20 protein-coding genes are annotated in these 21,394 nt (G+C 62.1%); 15 read left to right on the top strand and 5 right to left on the bottom strand.

Annotated elements, in window-relative coordinates:
- Window positions 1-46: 46 nt before the first annotated feature.
- The 3 genes from purB (at window position 47) to ACOOE1_RS05795 (ending at window position 3,678) form a co-directional block, all read left to right on the top strand.
- Window positions 47-1,345, top strand: a complete 1,299-nt coding sequence (gene purB / locus ACOOE1_RS05785; RefSeq protein ID WP_420405388.1) for an adenylosuccinate lyase — start codon at window positions 47-49, stop codon at window positions 1,343-1,345.
- A gap of 139 nt (window positions 1,346-1,484) precedes the next feature.
- Window positions 1,485-3,134, top strand: a complete 1,650-nt coding sequence (locus ACOOE1_RS05790; RefSeq protein WP_420405389.1) for a peroxidase family protein — start codon at window positions 1,485-1,487, stop codon at window positions 3,132-3,134.
- 31 nt (window positions 3,135-3,165) lie between these two features.
- Window positions 3,166-3,678, top strand: a complete 513-nt coding sequence (locus tag ACOOE1_RS05795) for a hypothetical protein (RefSeq protein WP_420405390.1) — start codon at window positions 3,166-3,168, stop codon at window positions 3,676-3,678.
- 10 nt (window positions 3,679-3,688) lie between these two features.
- Here the strand turns inward: ACOOE1_RS05795 and ACOOE1_RS05800 are convergent, their stop codons facing one another.
- The 3 genes from ACOOE1_RS05800 to ACOOE1_RS05810 form a co-directional block, all read right to left on the bottom strand.
- Window positions 3,689-5,734 (bottom strand): BTAD domain-containing putative transcriptional regulator, encoded by a 2,046-nt coding sequence (locus tag ACOOE1_RS05800; protein ID WP_420405391.1) that lies wholly within the window; start codon window positions 5,732-5,734, stop codon window positions 3,689-3,691.
- Window positions 5,735-5,754: 20 nt separating this feature from the next.
- Entirely contained in the window at window positions 5,755-7,077 is a 1,323-nt protein-coding gene (locus ACOOE1_RS05805) for a YcaO-like family protein (RefSeq protein WP_420405392.1), read from the bottom strand.
- Window positions 7,078-7,585: 508 nt separating this feature from the next.
- Window positions 7,586-7,912 (bottom strand): DUF1476 domain-containing protein, encoded by a 327-nt coding sequence (locus tag ACOOE1_RS05810; RefSeq protein ID WP_420405393.1) that lies wholly within the window; start codon window positions 7,910-7,912, stop codon window positions 7,586-7,588.
- 189 nt (window positions 7,913-8,101) lie between these two features.
- Here ACOOE1_RS05810 and ACOOE1_RS05815 point away from each other — a divergent pair, with 189 nt between their 5' ends.
- The 3 genes from ACOOE1_RS05815 to ACOOE1_RS05825 all read left to right on the top strand — a co-directional run bounded on the left by ACOOE1_RS05815 (window position 8,102) and on the right by ACOOE1_RS05825 (window position 11,057).
- Complete coding sequence (locus ACOOE1_RS05815; RefSeq protein ID WP_420405394.1) at window positions 8,102-8,857, top strand: NRDE family protein; 756 nt, start codon at window positions 8,102-8,104, stop codon at window positions 8,855-8,857.
- A gap of 4 nt (window positions 8,858-8,861) precedes the next feature.
- Window positions 8,862-9,599 (top strand): TetR/AcrR family transcriptional regulator, encoded by a 738-nt coding sequence (locus ACOOE1_RS05820; protein ID WP_420405395.1) that lies wholly within the window; start codon window positions 8,862-8,864, stop codon window positions 9,597-9,599.
- 75 nt (window positions 9,600-9,674) lie between these two features.
- Window positions 9,675-11,057 (top strand): aspartate aminotransferase family protein, encoded by a 1,383-nt coding sequence (locus ACOOE1_RS05825; RefSeq protein ID WP_420405396.1) that lies wholly within the window; start codon window positions 9,675-9,677, stop codon window positions 11,055-11,057.
- A gap of 41 nt (window positions 11,058-11,098) precedes the next feature.
- Here ACOOE1_RS05825 and ACOOE1_RS05830 read toward each other — a convergent pair whose 3' ends face one another.
- Entirely contained in the window at window positions 11,099-12,601 is a 1,503-nt protein-coding gene (locus tag ACOOE1_RS05830) for a methyl-accepting chemotaxis protein (RefSeq protein ID WP_420405397.1), read from the bottom strand.
- Window positions 12,602-13,016: 415 nt separating this feature from the next.
- On the opposite strand from ACOOE1_RS05830, the gene purC reads away from it, so the two are divergent.
- The 3 genes from purC to ACOOE1_RS05845 are packed head-to-tail and all read left to right on the top strand — an operon-like array spanning window position 13,017 to window position 14,544.
- Window positions 13,017-13,781, top strand: a complete 765-nt coding sequence (gene purC, locus ACOOE1_RS05835; protein WP_420405398.1) for a phosphoribosylaminoimidazolesuccinocarboxamide synthase — start codon at window positions 13,017-13,019, stop codon at window positions 13,779-13,781.
- A gap of 42 nt (window positions 13,782-13,823) precedes the next feature.
- A complete protein-coding gene (gene purS, locus ACOOE1_RS05840) occupies window positions 13,824-14,066 on the top strand; it encodes a phosphoribosylformylglycinamidine synthase subunit PurS (protein WP_420405399.1) in 243 nt (80 codons plus the stop codon).
- Window positions 14,067-14,076: 10 nt separating this feature from the next.
- Entirely contained in the window at window positions 14,077-14,544 is a 468-nt protein-coding gene (locus ACOOE1_RS05845; protein ID WP_420405400.1) for a GNAT family N-acetyltransferase, read from the top strand.
- Here the strand turns inward: ACOOE1_RS05845 and ACOOE1_RS05850 are convergent.
- Window positions 14,541-15,905 (bottom strand): diguanylate cyclase, encoded by a 1,365-nt coding sequence (locus ACOOE1_RS05850; RefSeq protein WP_420405401.1) that lies wholly within the window; start codon window positions 15,903-15,905, stop codon window positions 14,541-14,543. The two genes, ACOOE1_RS05845 and ACOOE1_RS05850, sit on opposite strands and share 4 nt — an antisense overlap.
- A 258-nt stretch (window positions 15,906-16,163) precedes the next feature.
- On the opposite strand from ACOOE1_RS05850, the gene purQ reads away from it, so the two are divergent.
- The 6 genes from purQ to ACOOE1_RS05880 all read left to right on the top strand — a co-directional run bounded on the left by purQ (window position 16,164) and on the right by ACOOE1_RS05880 (window position 21,350).
- Window positions 16,164-16,853, top strand: a complete 690-nt coding sequence (purQ, locus tag ACOOE1_RS05855) for a phosphoribosylformylglycinamidine synthase subunit PurQ (RefSeq protein WP_420405402.1) — start codon at window positions 16,164-16,166, stop codon at window positions 16,851-16,853.
- A complete protein-coding gene (gene purL, locus ACOOE1_RS05860; RefSeq protein WP_420405403.1) occupies window positions 16,850-19,060 on the top strand; it encodes a phosphoribosylformylglycinamidine synthase subunit PurL in 2,211 nt (736 codons plus the stop codon). The genes purQ and purL overlap by 4 nt, the downstream gene beginning before the upstream one ends.
- A 33-nt stretch (window positions 19,061-19,093) precedes the next feature.
- Complete coding sequence (locus tag ACOOE1_RS05865; RefSeq protein WP_420405404.1) at window positions 19,094-19,327, top strand: BolA/IbaG family iron-sulfur metabolism protein; 234 nt, start codon at window positions 19,094-19,096, stop codon at window positions 19,325-19,327.
- A 57-nt stretch (window positions 19,328-19,384) separates the two neighbouring features.
- The gene (gene grxD / locus ACOOE1_RS05870; protein ID WP_420405405.1) at window positions 19,385-19,732 is read left to right on the top strand and encodes a Grx4 family monothiol glutaredoxin; all 348 of its coding nucleotides are present in this window, start codon (window positions 19,385-19,387) and stop codon (window positions 19,730-19,732) included.
- A 120-nt stretch (window positions 19,733-19,852) separates the two neighbouring features.
- The gene (locus ACOOE1_RS05875) at window positions 19,853-20,167 is read left to right on the top strand and encodes a 2Fe-2S iron-sulfur cluster-binding protein (protein ID WP_420405406.1); all 315 of its coding nucleotides are present in this window, start codon (window positions 19,853-19,855) and stop codon (window positions 20,165-20,167) included.
- A 19-nt stretch (window positions 20,168-20,186) separates the two neighbouring features.
- On the top strand, window positions 20,187-21,350 hold the full coding sequence (locus tag ACOOE1_RS05880; protein ID WP_420405407.1) for a cytochrome P450: 1,164 nt from the start codon (window positions 20,187-20,189) through the stop codon (window positions 21,348-21,350).
- Window positions 21,351-21,394: the final 44 nt, after the last annotated feature.

Genomic DNA, 21,394 nt, shown 5'->3' on the forward strand with positions numbered 1-21,394 from the left:
CCGCTTTCCGGCGCCGCCAGTATTCCGTCGAACACCGAGGACGCACATGATCCCGCGCTATTCCCGCCCCGAGATGGTCAAGATCTGGGAACCCGAGAACAAGTTCCGTATCTGGTTCGAGATCGAGGCCCATGCCTGCGACGCGCAGGCCGAACTCGGCGTGATCCCGAAGGAGGCCGCGAAGGCGGTCTGGGAGCGCGGCAATTTCGAGATCGACCGGATCGACGAGATCGAGCGCGAGACCAAGCACGACGTCATCGCCTTTCTCACCAACCTAGCCGAATATGTGGGGGACGAGGCCCGCTTCGTCCACCAGGGCATGACCTCCTCGGACGTGCTGGATACCTGCCTCGCGGTTCAGCTCACGCAGGCTTCCGACCTTCTCCTGAAGGACATGGACGCCCTGCTCGCCGCGATCAGGAAGCGCGCCTTCGAACACAAGATGACCCCGACGGTCGGCCGCAGCCACGGCATCCATGCGGAACCGCTCACCTTCGGGGCCAAGCTGGCCGGCTACTATGCCGAGTTCGACCGCAACCGCGCGCGCCTCGAGGCCGCCCGGGCCGAGATCGCGACCTGCGCCATTTCCGGCGCCGTCGGTACCTTCGCCAATATCGACCCGCGGGTCGAGGAGCATGTCGCGGAGAAGCTCGGCCTGAAGCCCGAGCCGGTCTCGACCCAGGTGATTCCGCGCGACCGCCACGCCATGTTCTTCGCCACTCTCGGCGTCATCGCCAGCTCGATCGAGCGGCTCGCGACCGAGATCCGGCACCTGCAGCGCACCGAGGTCCGCGAGGCGGAGGAGTATTTCTCGCCCGGGCAGAAGGGTTCCTCGGCGATGCCGCACAAGCGCAACCCGGTGCTGACCGAGAACCTGACCGGCCTCGCCCGTCTCGTTCGCTCCGCCGTGGTTCCGGCAATGGAGAATGTCGCGCTCTGGCACGAGCGGGACATCTCGCATTCCTCCGTCGAACGGATGATCGGCCCGGACGCCACGGTCACCCTCGATTTCGCCCTCGCGCGCCTCACCGGTGTCATCGACAAGCTGCTGGTCTATCCGGAAGGCATGCAGGCCAATCTCGACCAGCTCGGCGGCCTGATTCACTCCCAGCGCGTGCTGCTCGCTCTGACGCAAGCGGGGATGAGCCGCGAGGACGCCTACAAGGCCGTGCAGCGCAACGCCATGCCGGTCTGGCTCGAGGGCAAGGATTTCCTCGAACTGCTGAAGGCAGACGGCGAAGTGAAGGCATGCCTCGACGACGCCGCGCTCGAATCCCTGTTCGACCTCGGCTATCACACGAAGCATGTAGACACGATCTTCAAGCGCGTGTTCGGCGAAGCGTGACATCAGCCAGTAGGCGAAATTCTCAGGAAATTCATCGAGTAACGCTCGAATAACGCTCTCAAAGAAACAATGTATCATTGCTTTTGCAGGACCGGCCGTCCGGGATGGCGGTCCGCAATGATGTTTCGGGGAGAGCGCGATGGATTCGCATGAGGGATTGCAGCAACTTCTGAGTCAGGATGCGCGCGGCGCATTGACACTGCATGAGGTCATTCCCGGAAACGGCTTTCGCCACTTCATCCGGCAACCCGGTCCCTCTGAGACATTCAAGGTTTTCGGCCAGGACCCGCGAGCCAATCTAGGAAACACATCGAAGTTATTCGAGAAACTTTCGCACCTTCTGGATTTTGTCGATTCCGAGAGGACCTTCTGGGGACGCAGCGAGCAAGGGAAACCCGCCGCGTGGGAGAATACATCTATCCCGGCTGGTTACACCTACCTTCTCCAATTCATCACGCACGATCTGGTCCATACCTCGCTACATACTCCGGATCCCGCCTTCGACCGCAGCGAACTACGAAATCATCGGGCCACAGCCCTGAACCTGGATACTCTCTACGGCGCAAGCCCGACAACTTGCCCGTACGCATACGCCCCTTCAAACCAAGTGACGGGGATACGGACGCATCTGCGTCTTTCACCCTTCAGGAACATCAGCGATCGCGAGACTAGACCCGAACATCGCCTCCGGGACATCGGCAGAGGCGTTCCGGAAGCAGACCCTCTAGCTAAAGGAAAGGAGTCGATCCCATTAATCGTCGACCCGCGAAATGACGACAACTCAAACATTTCACAAATTCTTACCGTCTTCATATTACTACACAATAAAATATTCGATCACGTACACTCCCAACAATCACCGAACACCAAAAAAGATCAAACTCAAATAGAAAGGGATTTTTTACTATCAAAAGAAATAATTACATTACTTTACAAGAAAATAATAGAATTTGACGTTCTTCCAAAAATATTACATCAAGATGTGCATGATATATACAAACCAATCAGGCAATCAATATTCGACCAAGACAAAGATAAAAAAATCCCTCTGGAATTTTCTCATGCCGTACTGAGGTTTGGGCACGCCATGGTGCGAGAAAGCTACACAACCAACGACCGCCCGAACACGGATCACAGAATTGAGAAAATTGTACGTTTCAATTCCCAAAACCGACCGAACGAAATGCCTTTAGACAGCGACTGGATCATCCAGTGGTCCAAATTCTTCGAATTCAATGATTTCCCGCCCCCAAACTACAGCAGAAAGATCGGCCCATCCTTTGCTCAGGGCTTTCGCTTCACTGCCCGCACGGGAAGTCAGCCTGCAAGCAAACGCGATCTTTTGCGCGGCGCTTTCGCTGATCTCTGGTCGGTCAAAGCCCTGGCAGCGGAAATTTCAAAGCATCCAAGCAGCTCGAAGCTGAAATCCAAGCTGCTGTTCGACCCCACTTTCCGAAAGAATGCTCTCGCCAGCTGGCTCACAAAAGCCAACGAAGCCGCCTCGTCAAACCTCACGAGTTGCGAAATTGAGCATCTTTCATTGGATCCACCTTTGTTTTTTTACACGCTTTTTGAAGCCATGGAAGAAGGAAAAGGAAAATCCCTCGGAACGCTCGGATCCATTATCTTCTCAGAAACAATATACAAATATCTTCCCGGTGAAGAACGCGAATATGAAAAACATAAAACATATATTCCCGCCCTTGGAAAAATTAACACAGCATCCGACTTAATACACACCGTCGCATGCTTAAATGGCATGGAAGATTCTTATCCCCACTTTATCTAGTTTTCACCCCGAACAAAGAAAGGAAAACATGATGACCACACCAATGAACAGGTTTGAGCTGCTCGCCGGATCGGAAGAGAGATTCGGAGAACTTGTAAAACGAATCGCCTACCTTCGGGAGCACCCAATTCAGATTCCGCCGCAGGACCCGAAAGACGTAGACAAACCGGAATACAAGAAAGACGCAATCATCCAAACCTCACTCGCAAATCTAAATAACAAAAATGTCTGGGTCGATGAAATATCTCTCAAATCCTTCAAGAGCATCTTGAAGGAATGGGGAATCCAAGCAAAACCTGACCCAACCGGAAAATTCAAAGTGAATACAGTGCGGATTGCGTATGGCGATCCGAACTCCCTCACCTTCAAGGTTCCGAGCCTCGCTCACGTTGAGCAATCGGAAGAATTTCTGAGTGACGGAAAGAAGTATCCGATGCCCGACTTCTACGATCAGATTTACCATCCCTGTACGGCAAATATTCCAAACATCATCCGTTTCCACTGCCAGCGGATCGGCGAATACACGATGTCGAACTGCATTTGAGTCTCACGACCTATTCCACCGGGAATCCTGCCTCGTCGAGGCACGTACGCAGGATATCCCGGTGATGCGGTTCCCGCACGGGAAAGAGCTGGAGAATCCAGCGAGTGATTTCGCCATCATCCGGATCGCGATCGCCTTTCCAGCGCCGGCGGATCTCCGTCAAACAGGCGCTCCGTTCCCGCTGCGCCTCTTCAAGCCGCCCCAAGCGGGCCAGGGCGGCTGCCCGCCATGATCCGTTTGCGGCGACAAAATCACCGGCCCGTACAGCGGCATCATAGGTGCCTTCGTAATCCCCTGTAAAAAACCTGATCCCGGCGAGAAAACTCCAATGCAGCGGTTTCGGCTCGACACAGTTCGCCAACCCCGCCGCTGCGAACTTCTCAGCCTTGCTCTCCATCCCCAAGAAAGCAAAGCCCTGTGCAACCGAGGTCAGGGTCCAGGGGTCGAGATCGTTCAGCTCCCGCGCGAGGTCGAAATGCAGTTCTGCCGGCTCGTATTGTTCGTCAAAGGCGTTGGCCCAGGCAAGGCAGAGCTGGGTCCGGGAATCGATCGGATCGAGGCGGGCCGCCGTGCGGGCGAGAGACAGAGCTTCAGCCTGTCTTTCATCGTTCCGGTAGGTCCCCGGATGCACGATATGCTGCGAGTTCTTCAACTGCACCAGACTGCTGTAGGCAGGTGCGAAGTCCGGCGCTTGCTGGATCACGTTCTCGAAGAGCTGCGAGGCCCGGCGCCAGTCGGCCGGGTCGTAGCGCGCAACCATTGCCTGTCCGCGCAGCCAGGTATCGTAGAGATGGGACGGGATGGAGGAGCCATCCGCCGGCCAGACCATGCGGCCGACCGAGAGATGGATGTTGAGTGCGGCGGTAATGCTGCGAACCACTCGCTGCTGCAACGTCACCAGATCATCAAGACGCAGCGCGAAACGATCGCTCCATACATAGAAACCCGAATTCACGTCCTTCAAAGTCAGCACCACATTCGGCGGGTCACCCGGCCCGAGCACCGTCGCCTGCAGGACGAAGCGAACCTCCGGACTTTCCCCGGCGGCGAGCGGCGCCTGCAGATCCATCAGCCGCCACTCCCGGAAGCGGACGAAGGATCCAACCAGGAAGTGCCGGAACCCCATGAGAAGATGGTGCTGGTCCGGATGAATGGCGTCGACCGAGAAGGGCTCGACCGCGATCACCAACCTCTGCGCCACCTGTCCCGCAGACACCTGCGGATCCGGCATACCCTGTCCCGGCCCTGCGACTGGGAGTTTCGCCGGCGGCGCCTCGTCGAACATTCCGCTCTTGATCTCCGCGACGAGCTCTTGCGTCTTGACCGACGGCTCCATCGCGAAATCCTCGTCGAGGATGTCCCAGAGCGCCTTGTAGATCTTCAAGGCCGCGCCGATATTTCCGGAGACTGCGCGCAGCCACATCAGGTGGCGCACGGCGTCCTCGTTCGTCGGATCGAGGTTGAGGATCGCCTCGGCGGCGCGGGCGCGTTCCGCCTCGGCACAATTCCCGTCCGCGAGAATCTCCTCCAGCGCGCGCAACAGCCGTTCATGTATGCTTTGCCGGCGCGCGAGCAGCCAGATCCGGAAAGCCGGATCGATATCCTCGAAGCCGTCGAGGAGGCGTCCGGAAAAATCCCCCACATCCAGCAGCTTCTGGTGCACGGTCTTGCGTTCCGCCGCCTCGACCGCCTCCCAGACATCCACGACCACGGATTCCGGCCCGAGTGAGACCTTGTGCTTGTCGACACGAAGCCCCTCATACCCGCACTCCTCCAGCGCGCGCCGCAGCCAGTGAAGGATCTGCCTGAGCGAAGTTCGCGCGTTTCCCTCCTGGGTCTCGCTCCAGAGCAGGCCGACGAGCCGTTCGCGGGTCGCCGAGCGGGCTTCGCTCAGCGCCAGGTAGCCAAGCAGAGCCGCGAGCTTGCGGCGGCGCAGATCGAGCCTCTGATTTCCAATCAACGCACTGGTCTCTGCAACAAGGGAGATATCGAGGATCCGGGATAGGGTCACCGCGTCACCGTTCTTCGAATCCTGCATCATCTCGGTCTCGGTCATCGTGTCGTTCCTCCGCGCCGTCAGTGGAGCGGGTAGAGCGGCTGGTCGGTGCCGGCGGCCTCGAAGCACTGCCGCAAGCGCGGAGTGACGATGTCGCTCGGATAGAGCTGCAGCGCCGGCACGACAGCGCGGACCACGGGAATCTGGAAGGCTGGGCGGGTGAGATCGACGGCGTAGGACGCCGCTCCTGCCGCCGCCAGCCGGGCAACCACCGCCTGCAGGGCGCCTTCCGGCCCGCTCGCGTCATCGGCGAGATCCACCGGGGGACGCGGTGCGCCGCTCGGATGCAGATGCACACAGGTTTCCGCATGGATATTCTCGGCACGCCCGAGATGGCGCCGGTCGGCCGCATTCAGCGCCTCCGGACCGCCCTCCGCCAGCTTGGCGCGAACCACGTCATATGCGAGCTCCATCTGGCACATCTCGCGGATCGCCGCCGCCAGAGCCGCGCCGCGTGTGGTCCTGCTCGCCGTACCGCAGGCCACGTAGCCGCCAGCTTCATCGGCCGAGAGGGCAGCGACGGCCGGCACGCCGATATCGGTAGTGAGGTCCAGAAACCAGCTTAGGCGCCCGCTTTCGCCGCGCCGGAGCACCGCGAGCAGATCGGCAGCGTCCCGAAGCCCGCCGGCCTCCACCGCCAGAGGACGGCCGCGCCGACGCCCCCACCACCAGAGCGCGACGGCGTCCCGCTCGATCAGTTCATAGAGCCCGTGCAGGGCCGCGGCAGCGAAACTCCCGCCCGCTCCGCAGCCGGTTCCGTAGATGAACGGTCCCGCTCCCATTCCGGCAGCTCCGGGTGGCCGGATACAGCGTTCGAACGGCAACAGGATCGGGTCCCCGGAGCGAAGGTCCGTCGCCGCCACCGCGTCTCCTGACGGCGCCGGAGCGCCCGCGGCCCCCGGAAAAGCGTCGATGACCGGCGCGCCGTCCGGCGGCGCGATCCGGTCTCCGTCGCACTCGAACTGGGAGAGAAACTCCACACCCTCGCCGACGCAGGATTCGAAAGCGCTCGCGAAATCGAGCCCGGAGCCGGTCACGCTTCCCGGCGCCTGCGGAACAGACGGGTCTCTTCCGGTCTCCGGACGGACGACGGCACCGAACAGGACAAGGCCCGGAGCGCACGGTGCCGCAAGAGAGAAAAGCCGCTCGAAACCGGCCGCCGCGCGCAGCAGGGCCAGACGATGCCGCGAGGGTTCGGCGCCGCTTCCCGCACCGGCGTAACCGAGCCCCCGCAGGAACGCGGCGGTGGCCGGATCCCCGGAACCGGAACCGTCCGCCATGTCTCCCGCCGCATACATGGCCGCGGCCCGTGGCAGAACGGCGGTGTCCAGATCCTGCAGCATGGGTTCAGAACCCCGCGTCCGTCGCCACCCGGTTAGCGGGCAACGCGCCACCGCCGTGAAAATGGTCAACCGTGCGATCGAACATCCCGATTCCCCCTCACACACCCAATAAGAGGGTACTCGCTCTTTGATTGTGCAAACAATCAAATATCACTGAAATCATACAAATTTTTCAATATTTTGCCACCAATTCGAGAAACAGCGCCTGTCCGAACTTACCAGAAAGAGGCAACCAAGAATCCGGGACAAGCATTCGAATTGCCGACTGGGTCACCACTGTTTGGGGCTCCGGCGACGACTGTTTCGCAACGACCGGCATGTCGGGAGAAGCGCTCTTTTCGAGCCGGCTTCGGTCAGCGCGGAAGCCTCCCTCTATTGACGGAAAGCCCGGAGCACCGAGACGGAGAGACGAAGTGGATAGCGGAATGCCACCGCGCACCGGCGAGAGCCCCGGCAAACAAAAACGGCGCCTTACGGCGCCGCTTTCTCCCGCGATCCGAAGGAAGGATCAGCCTTCGGTCTTGACCTGCTCGACCGCGAGCGCGGTGAATTCTTCGATCTTGTTGCGCAGGCGATGCTCGGAAAGATCCGCACCGGTGCCTTCCACGCTCTTCAGAACGAACTCGACAACGTCGTCGATGCCGGGCTTTTCCATGTCGGCGGCTACGACTTCCTTGGCATAGGCTTCGGCCTCGGCGCCGGACTTGGAGAGGAACGTCTCCGCGACCCAGAGGCCGAGAAGCTTGTTCCGGCGCGCACTGGCCTTGAACTGAAGCTCGGCATCCAGCGCGAACTTTGCTTCTTCACCCTTCTGGCGTTTATCGAAACCTGACATCGGTCGATTACTCCCTCGTCTCTATCCCGATCCCGTCGCGACCGGCCGCATCGGCCGGACATCGGCTTGAGCAGGCGCGAACCTCAAAATCGGCGGCAACCTATCAGGCCGAACGCCATCTGTTAACTGGCAGATTGCCGCAATTCGCCCAGTTGTCAAAAAATGTTTCCGGAGCGTAGGGTCTCGCCCATGTGCACCCTCATTCTCCTGCGCCGCCCCGGCGACGACTGGCCCATCCTGGTAGCCGCGAACCGTGACGAAATGCAGTCCCGCCCGTGGTCCGCACCGGCGCGCCACTGGCCGGACCGCCCCGAGACGATTGCCGGCCTCGACAAGCTGAGCGGCGGCTCTTGGCTCGGCATCAACGATCACGGCCTTGTCGCCGGAATTCTCAACCGGCGCGGTTCGCTCGGACCCGCGGACGGGAAGCGCAGCCGCGGCGAGATCGTGCTAGAGGCGCTTGAGCATGCCGAGGCAGAAGAAGCCGCCAAGGCGCTCGGGGAATTGGAAGGCAGCAGCTATCGCAGCTTCAACATGCTCGTCGCCGACGCGCAGAAGGCCTACTGGCTGCGCAACGAGGGCCGCGGCGACGGCGAGGTCGATGTCTTCGAGGTTCCCGAGGGACTATCGGTTTTCACCGCTTACGATGTGAACGATCCGGACAGTCCGCGCGTGCGCCGCGCCCTGCCCCGGTTCCGCATCGCCGCCGCACCGGATCCGGAAAGCGGCGACTGGTCCGCCTGGGAGAAACTTCTCGCAGACCGGACCCGCGGCGACGCGTCCGATTACGGCTCCGCGGTCAATCTCGACAACGGCAAGGGCTTCGCGACCGTATCCTCATCGATGATCGCCCTGCCCGCGGATCCGGCCCGAGATCCCGTCTGGCGTTTTGCCGATGGACCTCCCGACCAACGCCCCTACAATCCTGTCGATGTGGCAGGCTGACGAGATGACAGGAAGGAAAGACGCCGACCGTCGCGGCGACTCCGGTCGGAAGCGGAAGAGCGCGCCCCTTTCCAGCGAGGCCATCGTCGCCGCAGCGATCGATCTGCTTGACCGGGAGGGCCTCGACAATTTCTCCATCCGCAACATCGCCAAGGCCCTGGGCGTATATCCCACCGCGCTGTACTGGCATGTCCCGAGCCGCCATCTCCTCATCGCCCGGGTGATCGCGGCTCTGTTCGCCGATGTCCTGCCGGAGGAGAATGCGGACTGGCGCCTCTGGCTGAAGGACTTGTTCCGCCGCTACCGCGATATCGTCCGGGCACATCCCAATGTCGCGCCTCTGGTCGGCGGCCATCTCGTTTCCAGCGCCAGCGTCGACCTCAATCTCGTCGAAGCCATCCTCTCGACGCTCACACGCGCAGGCTTCGAGGATGAAGACCTCGTCGCCGCCTACAACAGCGTTGTCGTTGGAATGTGCGGCTATGCGACCCAGGAATTCGCGCACGTCTTTCCGGACCCGGAAAGAGAGCTCGAAACCTCCCTTGCCGCCAGTGTCGAGGCTGCCGATCCTGCGCGCTACCCGGTCCTGGCAGCGCAACGTCACCGGCTGCTGAACCGCGCGCTCGTATTGCGCTGGAAGAACGGAAACCAGGCCCCTCTTGAGAGTGGCTTCGAGATGTTCACGAACTCCCTTATCGCCGGACTGGCACAAGAACTCGAACGCGCCCGCAATCGCGCATGACCACCATTGTACAGTGTACAATAATATGATTTTCTCCTGCCGTTCTCGGCTGCAGATTCGCGACAGGAGCGCAGGATGGCGAACGAACTCAGGAAATCCGGCGGAACATTCGGCCATCGGGGCGGCCCGGTCGACGTCTTCTATCTTCCCGAAGGCGCGCGCCGGCACCCGGTCGTCAGCCACGGTGACGGCGTCTATCTCTGGGACAAGGACGGCAACCGCTATATTGACGCCTGTTCCGGGCCCGTGACGACCAATATCGGTCATGGCAACAAGCGGGTGATAGACGCCATGAGCGCTCAGGCCCGGAAGATCTGCTTCGCCGCCCGGCAGCATTTCGAGAACGAGCCGAATATCGCGCTCGCCGGTCTCGTCGCGGAACTCGCCGGCCCGGGTTTCGAGCGTGCGTTTTTTGTCTCTGGCGGATCCGAGGCGACAGAGGCGGCAATCAAACTGGCCCGGCAATATGCCGTCGCGCGGGGCGAGAGCAGCCGCTGGAAGGTCCTCGGACGTGAGCCGGGCTATCATGGCGCCTCTCTCGGCGCCGCCTCCGTGAGCGGCGATCCGGCGTCCGAAGCCATCTTCGCCAGCGTCATGCAGGTCATGCCGAAGGTTCCGGCTCCGTTCACCTACAGGTTGCCGGAAAACGAAGACGCGGACAGCTATGCCCGTCGCTGCGCCACCGCATTGGAGGCCACGATCGTCTCGGAGGGGCCGGACAGCGTGCTCGCCTTCATCATGGAGCCGATCGGCGGCCTCGCCACGGGTGCCCTCGTCGCGCCGGATCACTATTACAGCGCGGTCCGGGAGATCTGCGACCGGCACGGGGTCCTGCTCATCTATGACGAGGTCATGAGCGGCGCCGGGCGGACAGGCGCGTTCCTCGCCGCCCAACACTGGCCGGATGCGCAGCCCGATATCGTGACCCTCGCGAAAGGGATCGCCGCCGGTTACACCCCGCTCGGTATGGTGCTCGCGTCCGCCCAGATGGTCGACACCGTCACGCAGTCAGGCGGCTTCTTGCACGGCCATACCTACGTGGCCAACCCGCTGAGCTGCGCAGTCGGCCATGCCGTGCTCAGCGAGGTCATCGACCGGAACCTCATGGCAAATGCGGCAGCGATGGGAACGCATCTGCGTGCGCGGCTCGCCGAGATCCAGGAGACCAGCCGGATCTTGGGCGACGTGCGCGGACGCGGTCTCCTCAACGCCATCGAGATCGTAACGGACCGGGAAACCAAGCGAATACCGCCTGCATCGCTGCTCGCCTCCAGCCGGTTGACCGAGATCGGCATGGAGAACGGCCTGCTGCTCTATTCCCGCCGGACCGCAAACGGCAAATACGGCGAGTGGCTCATGGTCACGCCGCCGCTGATCGTGACGGAACAGGAGATCGACGAAATCGCGGAGCGGCTCGCGAGAACTCTCCAGACCTTCGAGCAGGAAATCGCTGGCTAACGCGCACGATGCGCCGGACGGTTGGTCGCCCGCCGCTCCCGTCACATCGAGCGGACTTTATCCAGAAATCCCTCTACCTGAACGCTGAGATCCCGGGCCCGGACCGAGAGGCCCTCGGCGACATCAAGGACATTCGAGGCAGCGGCCTCGCTTTCTTCCGTTGCCTGCGTGACGCCGCTTAAATTGACGGACACTTCCTGGGTCGCCGCGGCCTGCTCCTCGACCGCGCTGGAAATCGAGGTTCCGATTTCGTTGACCTGGGTGATCGTGCGGGCGATGTCACTGATCGAGTCGGCGGTGATCCGCGTTGAATCCTGGATCTCCTTGATCTGCTGCCCGATCTCTTCTGTCGCTTTGGCAGTCTGGTTGGCCAGGCTCTTCACCTCGGAGGCCACCACGGCGAAGCCTTTACCGGCTTCCCCGGCGCGCGCGGCCTCGATCGTGGCGTTGAGTGCCAGAAGGTTGGTCTGCTCGGCGATGTCCGCGATGATCATGGTGATCTCGCCGACTTTCTGGGCGGCGGTCAGAAGCTCGTTCACACGGCGTTCGGACTCATCTGCCGCCTCCACGGCGGTGCCGACTGCGCGCGTCGACTCGGCGATTTGCCGCGCGATTTCATTGGATGACGCGGACAGCTCCTCGGCCGCCGTGGAAGCCGTCGTCGTCTGTTGCTTGGTGCCGTCGGCAGTATCGCGGAGTTGCGTCGCCGTTGCCTCCATCTCGGTCGCGGAGACCGACACGGAGTCCACCGTTCGCTTCACACCCTGTTCGAACTCGTCGGCCAGGCGCGCATTCTGCTCCTTGCGGTATGTCAGGTCGGTGGCGAACTTGACCACCTTGAACGGGCGACCGTCGGCATCGAGGATCGGATTGTAGGAGGCCTCGATCCAGATTTCCTTGCCACCTTTTCCGATCCGTCTGAATTGCCCCGCCTTGAAGTGCCCTTTTCGAAGGTCGTCCCAGAACGCGCGATATTCCGGGCTCTCCTTGAGGCCGGGTTCCGCGAACATGCTGTGATGCTTGCCCGCGACCTCCTCGAGGCTAAACCCCATCGTCTTCAGGAAGTTCTCGTTGGCAGTGATGATCGTTCCGTCCAGTTCGAACTCGATCACAGCCTGCGACCTGTTGATCGCATCGATCTTGCCGATCAGTTCAGCGTTCTTCTTGGTCCTCTCGGTAACATCGGTCGCGAACTTGACGATCTTGTACGGCTTGCCTGACCCGTTCGACACCGGATTATAAGATGCCTCGAGCCAGATTTCCCTGCCGCCACTGCCGATCCGCTTGTACTGAGCGGCCTTGAACTGGCCGTTTCGCAGATCCTCCCAGAACTTCCGATATTCGGCGCTTTCCCTGTGGTCGGGGTCGGCGAACATGGAATGATGCTTCCTGACGATCTCCTTCAAGCTGTACCCCATCGTCTTCAGGAAGTTCTCGTTGGCGGTGATGATCGTTCCGTCCGGATGGAACTCGATGATCGCTTGAGATCTATCGAGCGCAGCAAGTTTAGCCGCGGCGTCGCCGCGGTTGAACATGAAGGTCATTTCCGGTCCTCAAGATGCGTTTGCCCTGTTGGCACTCCTTTACACACGATCTTGGTTTACAAGCCACAAACAGTCACAATCAAATATTCATGAAATCAAATTACCCACAAACAAGAACAGATAGACCGAATATTGCCACCTTAGGTCGATTGATTTACTTCTTCCTGAATTTGAAGCCGCAAATCATGTCGATTGAACAGTTGCTCCCGCGAGGAGGGTCTTGCGCATACGGCCGCCCCGGACTCGACCGGATCGCCACGTGAGGGGTTCAGGACCGGAAGATGGCGTTCTTCCCCGATTGTCATTGCCCCGCCTTGTGTTTATATGGAGCGCGCATTTCCTGCCGCTCACCGGCAGGCTCTCCGCATCCCGGAAACCGACCGCCCGACCGTTGAGGCGGGGAACCACATACTTCATGGCACGACGCAGAAAACTCTACGAGGGCAAGGCCAAGGTCCTTTACGAAGGCCCCGAACCCGGCACGATCATTCAGTACTTCAAGGACGATGCAACCGCGTTCAACAACGAGAAGCACGGCATCATCACCGGCAAGGGTGTCCTGAACAACCGGATCAGCGAGTACCTGATGACCCGGCTTGCCGAAATCGGCATCCCGACGCATTTCGTGCGCCGCCTCAACATGCGCGAGCAACTCGTGCGCGAGGTCGAGATCATCCCCGTCGAGGTGGTGATCCGCAACGTCGCCGCCGGTTCCATCGCCAAACGCTTCGGCGTCGAGGAAGGCACGATGCTGCCGCGCTCGATCATCGAGTACTATTACAAGTCCGACGAACTTGGCGACCCGATGGTCGCGGAAGAGCACATCACCGCCTTCGGCTGGGCGACGACACAGGACATCGACGACATCATCGCCCTCTCGCTCCGGGTAAACGACTTCCTGACCGGCCTCTTCATCGGTGTCGGCCTGCGCCTCATCGACGTCAAGCTCGAGTTCGGCCGCTACTACACCGAGGACACGCTGCAGATCGTGCTCGCGGACGAGATCAGCCCGGACAATTGCCGCCTCTGGGATGCCGAAACCGACGAGAAGCTCGACAAGGACCGTTTCCGCCGCGACCTCGGCGGTGTCCGCGAAGCCTATCAGGAAGTCGCAAGGCGGCTTGGCGTGCTTCCCGAGGCCGGCCCGATGGATCTCAAGGGCCCGAAAGCCATTCAGTAAGCCGCATGCCGGCATTCGGAACGAAGCGAGATTGGTAAGATTATGAAAGCCACGGTTCACGTCACCCTCAAGAATGGAGTCCTCGATCCTCAGGGCAAGGCCATCGAGCATGCGCTCGGCGCGCTCGGTTTTGCCGGGGTCGACCAGGTGCGCCAGGGCAAGTTCCTGGAGCTTCAGCTCGAGGAAACCGACAAGGAAAAGGCGCGCGCCCAGGTGACCGACATGTGCGAGAAGCTGCTCGCCAACACCGTCATCGAGAACTACACGGTCGAAATCGAAGGCTGAGGGCGGTGCCTTGCCGACCCGTCGCATCCTGAAACTCGCGGACGCTTCGCATCATCTGGAGATCGTCGCCGGCTGGAACCATGCCGAGTGGGGTGCCGGGCAAGGCTACAGCCTGCAGGACAGTGTCGACTGGTTTCGCGACATCATGCGGAAGCCGAGCGAGGAATGCATGATCGCGATCGAGGGCGCGGCCGTCGTCGGCATGGCCTCCCTGGTCGATCACGATCTGGACTCCCGCCCGGACCTGCTGCACTGGCTTGCCAGCGTCTATGTCGTGCCGGAGCAGCGGGGCAAAGGAATAGCGGCAACGCTCGTCGCCGCCCTCGAGCGCGAGGCGACCCTGCGCAGCATTCCCCTTCTGCATCTCTATACGCACAATTCCGAAGCGCTTTACGCCAAGCTCGGCTGGACCCTGCACGAGCATTTCATGCGCGGTACTGGCCGCTTCGCCCTGATGACCAAGAAGCCCGCGCTCTAGCCTTCACTGATCGCGTATGTATTCTTGCCACCCTTCTTGGCGACATACATGGCCTTGTCGGCGCGCTTGATCAGCGTGTCGGGGGTGTCCGATGCGCCATTGAAGAAGGCAATGCCGATGCTGGCCCCGATACTGGCTTGGCCCTCGGGGAAGACGAAAGCCTCCTCGAAGCAGCTCAGCAGCCGGTCGGCGAGCGGAACCACGGCATCCCGGAAGCCCAGCCCCCAGAGCACGACGAGGAATTCGTCGCCGCCGATACGGGCAACCGTATCGACCTCCCGGAAGCACCGCTTCATGCGCGAGGCGACCTCCTTGAGAACCTGGTCGCCCGCATCGTGCCCGAACGTGTCGTTGACCGCCTTGAAACCATCGAGATCGACGTAGAAGACCGCCGTCAGTGTCTGTTCCCGCTTCGCATAGGCCATCGCCAGCTGCATCCGGTCGAGGCACAGACGCGAGGTCGGCAGTCCGGTGAGGCTGTCGAAATTCGCAAGTTCAGCCATCTTCCGTTCGGACTCGGAGAGCCGGATCGCCAGGCTCTCGAGTTCCGCCGCCTGCTGCCCCATCCGGTCTTCGCGGTCACGCAGTTCAAGAATCTGGATTTCCAGTTCCTCGCGGCTGCGGATCTGCTTCCGTTCCAGCTCGATCCGATCCGTGATTTCGTAGAGCCAGCTGAGGATACATTCCTCGCCGTCATAGTCGAACGGTCTACAGGACAGCAGCACCCAGAGCTGCGCGCCGTCCTTGCGGACGAACTCCACCTCCTCGTTCTCCAATGCCCCCCGCCGCCGCATCTGCTCGAGCAGGCGGTCGCGGACCGCTGGATCCCTGTAATGGGCCACGGCATGTATCTCCGCCAACTCTTCCGCGGAATAACCGAACATTTCCTGGATTTTCCGGTTCGAGTAGAGCCGCCGCCCCTCTGGCGAAATGATGTTCACCCCAACCGGACTGTGGTCGAGAATCTCGCGTACGCGCCGCTCGTGATTGCGCGCGGCCTGTTCGGCCCGGACATGCTCCGTGACATCATTGAAGGTGATCAGGTAACCGAGTTCCGGCACCGAGCTCCCGCGGACTTCCTGAACCGTGTCTCCGATCGCAAGCCGCTCTGGCCCGAACCGCGCTCCGGCGGACGCAGTCTCCCCGATCGCTGACCAGGAATCGACAGCCGAAAAAACCGCGTCGACCGGCTTGCCGATAAGTTGCAGCGGACCGCTCTCCCCGAGCAGTTCCGCGATGCGATCGTTGGCGGCGGCGACATGGAGTTGCCGGTCGACGACCAGCATCCCTTGCCCCATGGCATCGAGAACGGACCGAAGAAGCGGGGCCTTATCCAGTATCCCCGCTCCGATCTTATCCAAAAGCAAGCCTCCCGCCTTTCACCAGCGCCGCAACATACACCGGTACTAGAGCACATAATTCCGCCGCACCGGACAATGCGTCAATCTGCATCTGCAATCCGCGCCCACCGGCGGGTCTTGCGCCCAGCCTGCCCGCGGCCCACGCAGTCTCGGACCGTCCCGTGACAGCAACGTGAATCGGCCAACATTGCTTGCACTCGGCCGCCGCCTCCCGTACTTTCCGCCGCGCCGACCCAGCCCCAATCGAGAGACCCCGCGTTGAAATCAGCCATCATCGTTTTTCCCGGCACCAACAGAGAGCGCGACATGGCCGTCGCACTTGAGCAGGCCAGCGGGAAAGCGCCGCACATGGTGTGGCACCGTGACACCGATATCCCCGATGTGGACCTGATCGTGGTCCCCGGCGGCTTCTCCTACGGCGATTATCTTCGTGCCGGCGCGATCGCGGCCCACTCACCGGTTCTACGGAGCCTGAAGGAAAAGGCCGACAAAGGTGTGCCGGTCATGGGGGTCTGCAACGGCTTCCAGGTTCTGACGGAGACGGGCCTGCTGCCGGGCGTGCTGATGCGCAATGCGGGCCTCAAGTTCATCTGCCGCAATGTCGGAATGCGGGTGGAGACCAGTCAGTCGCTCTTCACTGGCGGCTATGACGACGGTCAGGTTCTGTCCATCCCGGTCGCCCACCATGACGGTAATTATTTCGCCGACGAGAGGACCCTCGACGAAGTCGAGCAGAACGGTCAGGTGGCCTTCCGCTATGTCGACGAGAACGGCGAGATGAGCGCGGCCGGGAACCCGAACGGCTCGGCCCGCAACATCGCCGGCGTCTTCAACAGGGAAAAGACCGTGCTCGGCTTCATGCCGCATCCGGAAAACGCAATCGACAGCGCGGTCGGCGGCACCGACGGCCGCGGCCTCTTCGACGGACTGGTGAGGGCCCTTTCGTGAGTATTGCAAACGTCGCCATCACCCCGGAAATCGTCGCCGAGCACGGCCTCTCCGAAGACGAGTATGCCAGCATCCTGAAGATCCTCGGCCGCGAGCCGAACATGACGGAGCTGGGCGTCTTCTCCGCCATGTATTCCGAGCATTGCTCCTACAAGAGCTCGAAGAAGTGGCTGAAGACCCTGCCGACAGAGGCGCCGCACGTGATCCAGGGTCCGGGCGAGAATGCCGGCGTGATCGATATCGGCGACGGCGAGGCCGCGGTCTTCAAGATCGAGAGCCACAACCACCCGAGTTTCATCGAGCCCTACCAGGGCGCGGCGACCGGCGTCGGCGGCATTCTGCGCGACGTCTTCACCATGGGCGCGCGGCCGATCGCGAACCTGAACGCACTGCGCTTCGGTAGCCCGGACAATGCCAAGACGCGGCACCTGGTCGGCGGCGTGGTGGCCGGGATCGGCGGCTACGGCAACTGTATCGGCGTGCCGACGGTCGCGGGCGAGGTCAATTTCCACCCGGCCTATAACGGCAACATCCTGGTCAACGCGATGACCGTCGGCCTTGCGCCGGCGGACCGGATCTTCTATTCGGCCGCCGCCGGAGCCGGGAACCCGGTGATCTATGTCGGTGCCAAGACCGGGCGCGACGGCATCCACGGCGCGACCATGTCGTCCGCCGAGTTCAACGAGGATTCCGAGGAGAAGCGCCCGACCGTGCAGGTCGGCGATCCCTTCACCGAAAAGCTGCTGCTGGAAGCTTGCCTCGAGCTGATGGCGACCGACACTATCATCGCCATCCAGGACATGGGCGCGGCCGGTCTCACCTCTTCCTCGGTGGAGATGGCGGGCAAGGGCGGTCTCGGCATCGAACTCGACCTCGCCAGGGTTCCGGCGCGCGAAGAGAAGATGACACCCTACGAGCTGATGCTCTCCGAGAGTCAGGAACGGATGCTCATCATCCTGAAGCCGGGGCCGGAAGCCGAGGCCGAGGCGCGGGCGATCTTCGACAAGTGGGAACTGGATTTCGCCGTCATCGGCCACCTGACCACCACCGGCAATCTTGTGCTGAAGATGGGCGAGGAGACCGTCGGCGATATTCCGATCGCCCCGATGGTCGCGGAATCGCCGGAATATGACCGTCCGTGGCAGCCGACCCCGGCGGCACCGGTTCTCGATCCGGCCTCCATCCCCGCACCGGCGAGCCTGACCGGCGCGCTGAAGGATCTGATCGGCAGCCCGGATCTCTGCAGCCGGCGCTGGATCTGGGAGCAGTACGACCACCTGATCATGGGCGACACCGCAATCCGCCCTGGCGGCGACGCGGCCCTGGTCCGGGTACGCGACAGCAAGAAGGGGATTGCGGTGTGCGTCGATTGCACGCCGCGCTATGTGAAGGCGGCGCCGGAAACCGGCGGCGCGCAGGCCGTCGCCGAGACCTGGCGCAACATCACCGCGACCGGCGCGAGGCCCCTCGCCGTCACCAACAACATGAATTTCGGCAACCCGACCAAGCCGGAGATCATGGGCCAGTTCGTCGGCGCCATCGAAGGCATGAAGGCCGCCTGCCTCGCCCTCGACTACCCGGTCGTCTCCGGCAATGTCTCGCTCTACAACGAGACCGAAGGCAAGGCGATCCTGCCGACCCCGGTGATCGGCGGCGTCGGCGTCATTGCCGATATCGGCAAGCGCGCGACCGTGGCCTTCAAGACGGCGGACGAGGCCATCATCGTGATCGGCGAAACCGCCGGCTGGCTCGGCCAGTCGATCTATCTGCGCGAGATCGAGGGCCGCGAGGAAGGCGCTCCGCCGCCGGTCGACCTGGCGCTGGAGAAAAAGAACGGCGATCTTGTCCGCAGCCTGATCGAGCAGGGCGCGATAACCGCATGCCACGACGTTTCGGACGGGGGCGTCGCCATAGCGCTCGCCGAAATGGCGCTTGGCGCCCGAGGACTCGGCGCCGAGGTTCAGCCCGAGGACGGTCTGCCGGTCCATGCCTGGGCCTTCGGCGAGGACCAGGCGCGCTATGTCGTCACCGCAAGGGACGCCGGTCCGGTGCTGGAAGCCGCCCGTGCGGCAGGCGTTTCCGCCACCGCGATCGGCCGGACCACCGGAGACGGCGAATTGAAATTCGCCACCGGTGACTCCATATCGGTCTCGGTGCTACGGTCCGTTTTCGAAGCTTGGCTGCCGGACTACATGGCCGCCTCCTGAGACCGACAAGAAACGAAGCAGGGACAAGAACCTATGGCAATGGAAGCCGGAGAGATCGAACGCCTCATCAAGGAGACGTTCCCCGATGCAATGGTCACGATCGAGGATCTGCGCGGCGACGGCGATCACTACGCCTGCCATGTTCTCTCTTCCGCCTTTGAAGGCAAGACCCGCATCCAGCAGCATCAAATGGTCTACCAGGCACTGCAGGGCCGCATGGGTACCGAACTCCACGCCCTCGCGCTGCAGACCGGGACGCCAGGCTGAGTGATCTGCTATCTTCTCTTAACCGAACGGCACACGGACCCATGAAAGGACCACGCCATGCTTGACGACGCCACCCGCCAGCGCATCCAGGACGAAATCGACTCGACCGACGTGGTCCTGTTCATGAAGGGCACCCCGGTCTTCCCGCAATGCGGCTTCTCCGCGGCCGTCGTCGGCGTGCTCAGCCATGTCGGCGTGAAGTTCAAGGGCATCAACGTGCTCGAGGACCCTGCGATCCGCGAAGGCATCAAGGAATTCTCCAACTGGCCGACCATCCCGCAGCTCTATGTGAAGAACGAGTTCGTCGGCGGCTGTGACATCATCCGCGAGATGTACGAGACCGGCGAGCTGCTCGAGATGCTGAACACCAAGGGCATCGACGTGCAGATCGGCGCGGAAGCCTGATTTCCCGCACCGGCACGCGAGCCGGGATGGCGGACGATCGAAAGGCCGGCATCCGCCGGCCTTTTGCTTTTTCATCCCTGCCATGATGACATGCGGAAAAACATGGATCCGGGAGGAACGATGCAGGAGATCAAGGTGACTTGGATCGAGGCTGACGGCACGCGCAAAACCGCTGCTGTGGAGGTCGGCCAGGTGCTCATGGAAGCGGCCGTCGAGAACGATGTCGAAGGAATCATCGGGTCCTGCGGCGGCAATCTAGCCTGCGCCACCTGCCATGTCCTCGTCGAAAGCAGTCCGGCCCCGCTGCCCGACATGGAGCCGGACGAGGATGACATGCTCGACATGGCGGACCCGGAACGCCGGCCGGCGAGCCGCCTCTCCTGCCAACTCCGCGCCACCCCGGACCTCGACGGCATCGTGCTGCGCGTACCCTGAACCGCCAGGAGGGCGCAGCATGTCGAATGCTCCCGTCTACGAGATAGATCCCGAGATCTTCTGGAAAGATCCCTATCCCGACTTGAAGCGCATGCGCGCCGAGGCGCCGATCGCCTATGTGCCGCAGCTCGGCGCCACCCTGCTGACCCGACGCGACGACATCTTCGAGAACGAGAAAAAGATCGAGATCTTCTCCTCCGACCAGCCGCAGGGCCTGATGACCGTCCTGATGGGCCAGAACCTGATGCGCAAGGACGGCGCCGCCCACATGGCCGAGCGCAGGGCGATCTTCCCCGCGGTCTCGCCGAAGACAGTGAAATCGGTCTGGAAGGCGCAATTCGAGGAGAAGACCGCGGAGGCGCTCGACGAGCTTCGCCCGGACAGCCGGGCCGACATGGTGAAGGATATCGCCAGGCGCATCTCCGGCGAGGCGCTGAAGGCGATCACCGGCCTCACCAACATGAGCTGGCAGGAGATGGACCGGGTCAGCCAGGGCATGATCGACGGCTGCGCGAACTATGTGGGCGATCCGGCGGTGGAGGCGCGCTGCCATGACTGCACCGGCTCCATCGACCGCCATATCGACGGCATGATGCCTTTGCTCCGGGTGCGGCCCGACAGCTCCATGCTCTCGGTGCAGATGCAGGCCGGCCTGCCCGAAGAGGCGGTCCGCGCCAATATCAAGCTCACCATCTCAGGCGGCCAGAACGAACCGCGCGACGTCATCGCGGGGCTCGCCTGGGCCCTGCTGACCCATCCGGACCAGCTTGCCATGATCCGCGACGGCAAGGCGACCTGGCTGCAGGCATTCGAGGAATATGCCCGCTGGATCTCCCCGATCGGCATGTCGCCGCGCCGGGTTGCTCAGCCTTACGAGACGAAGGGCGTGACCTTCGAGCCGGAGGACCGGGTGTTCCTGATGTTCGGCTCCGGCAACCGTGACGAGACCGTGTTCGAGGACCCGGACCGCTTCGACATCACCCGCGACACCTCGCACTCCATCGCCTTCGGCGCCGGCCCGCATTTCTGCGCCGGTGCCTGGGCTTCGCGCTGCCTGATCGCCGAGGTGGCGCTGCCGATGATTTTCGAGAGGTTGCCTGGCCTGACGCTCGGCGGCGAGGTCCCGTACGGCGGTTGGGCCTTCCGGGGGCCGCTGGAGATGCCGGTGCGGTGGCAAGCTTGAGAGCCGAGTACGGCGTTCTTCACCGTCCACAACTCAGTCACCAT

Origin of the sequence: Nisaea sp. (assembly GCF_965216895.1) — a bacterium.
Lineage (GTDB): Bacteria > Pseudomonadota > Alphaproteobacteria > Thalassobaculales > Thalassobaculaceae > Nisaea.

Excerpts from the sequence above, each read along its gene's own strand:
- ACOOE1_RS05790 (WP_420405389.1), top strand. The coding sequence starts at position 1,485 with ATGGATTCGCATGAGGGATTGCAGCAACTTCTGAGTCAGGATGCGCGC.
- ACOOE1_RS05810 (WP_420405393.1), bottom strand. The coding sequence starts at position 7,912 with ATGTCAGGTTTCGATAAACGCCAGAAGGGTGAAGAAGCAAAGTTCGCG.
- purC (WP_420405398.1), top strand. The coding sequence starts at position 13,017 with ATGGCACGACGCAGAAAACTCTACGAGGGCAAGGCCAAGGTCCTTTAC.
- grxD (WP_420405405.1), top strand. The coding sequence starts at position 19,385 with ATGCTTGACGACGCCACCCGCCAGCGCATCCAGGACGAAATCGACTCG.
- ACOOE1_RS05865 (WP_420405404.1), top strand. The coding sequence starts at position 19,094 with ATGGCAATGGAAGCCGGAGAGATCGAACGCCTCATCAAGGAGACGTTC.
- ACOOE1_RS05795 (WP_420405390.1), top strand. The coding sequence starts at position 3,166 with ATGACCACACCAATGAACAGGTTTGAGCTGCTCGCCGGATCGGAAGAG.
- ACOOE1_RS05815 (WP_420405394.1), top strand. The coding sequence starts at position 8,102 with ATGTGCACCCTCATTCTCCTGCGCCGCCCCGGCGACGACTGGCCCATC.
- ACOOE1_RS05880 (WP_420405407.1), top strand. The coding sequence starts at position 20,187 with ATGTCGAATGCTCCCGTCTACGAGATAGATCCCGAGATCTTCTGGAAA.
- ACOOE1_RS05800 (WP_420405391.1), bottom strand. The coding sequence starts at position 5,734 with ATGACCGAGACCGAGATGATGCAGGATTCGAAGAACGGTGACGCGGTG.
- ACOOE1_RS05805 (WP_420405392.1), bottom strand. The coding sequence starts at position 7,077 with ATGCTGCAGGATCTGGACACCGCCGTTCTGCCACGGGCCGCGGCCATG.
- ACOOE1_RS05825 (WP_420405396.1), top strand. The coding sequence starts at position 9,675 with ATGGCGAACGAACTCAGGAAATCCGGCGGAACATTCGGCCATCGGGGC.
- purB (WP_420405388.1), top strand. The coding sequence starts at position 47 with ATGATCCCGCGCTATTCCCGCCCCGAGATGGTCAAGATCTGGGAACCC.
- purS (WP_420405399.1), top strand. The coding sequence starts at position 13,824 with ATGAAAGCCACGGTTCACGTCACCCTCAAGAATGGAGTCCTCGATCCT.
- ACOOE1_RS05875 (WP_420405406.1), top strand. The coding sequence starts at position 19,853 with ATGCAGGAGATCAAGGTGACTTGGATCGAGGCTGACGGCACGCGCAAA.
- ACOOE1_RS05820 (WP_420405395.1), top strand. The coding sequence starts at position 8,862 with ATGACAGGAAGGAAAGACGCCGACCGTCGCGGCGACTCCGGTCGGAAG.
- ACOOE1_RS05830 (WP_420405397.1), bottom strand. The coding sequence starts at position 12,601 with ATGACCTTCATGTTCAACCGCGGCGACGCCGCGGCTAAACTTGCTGCG.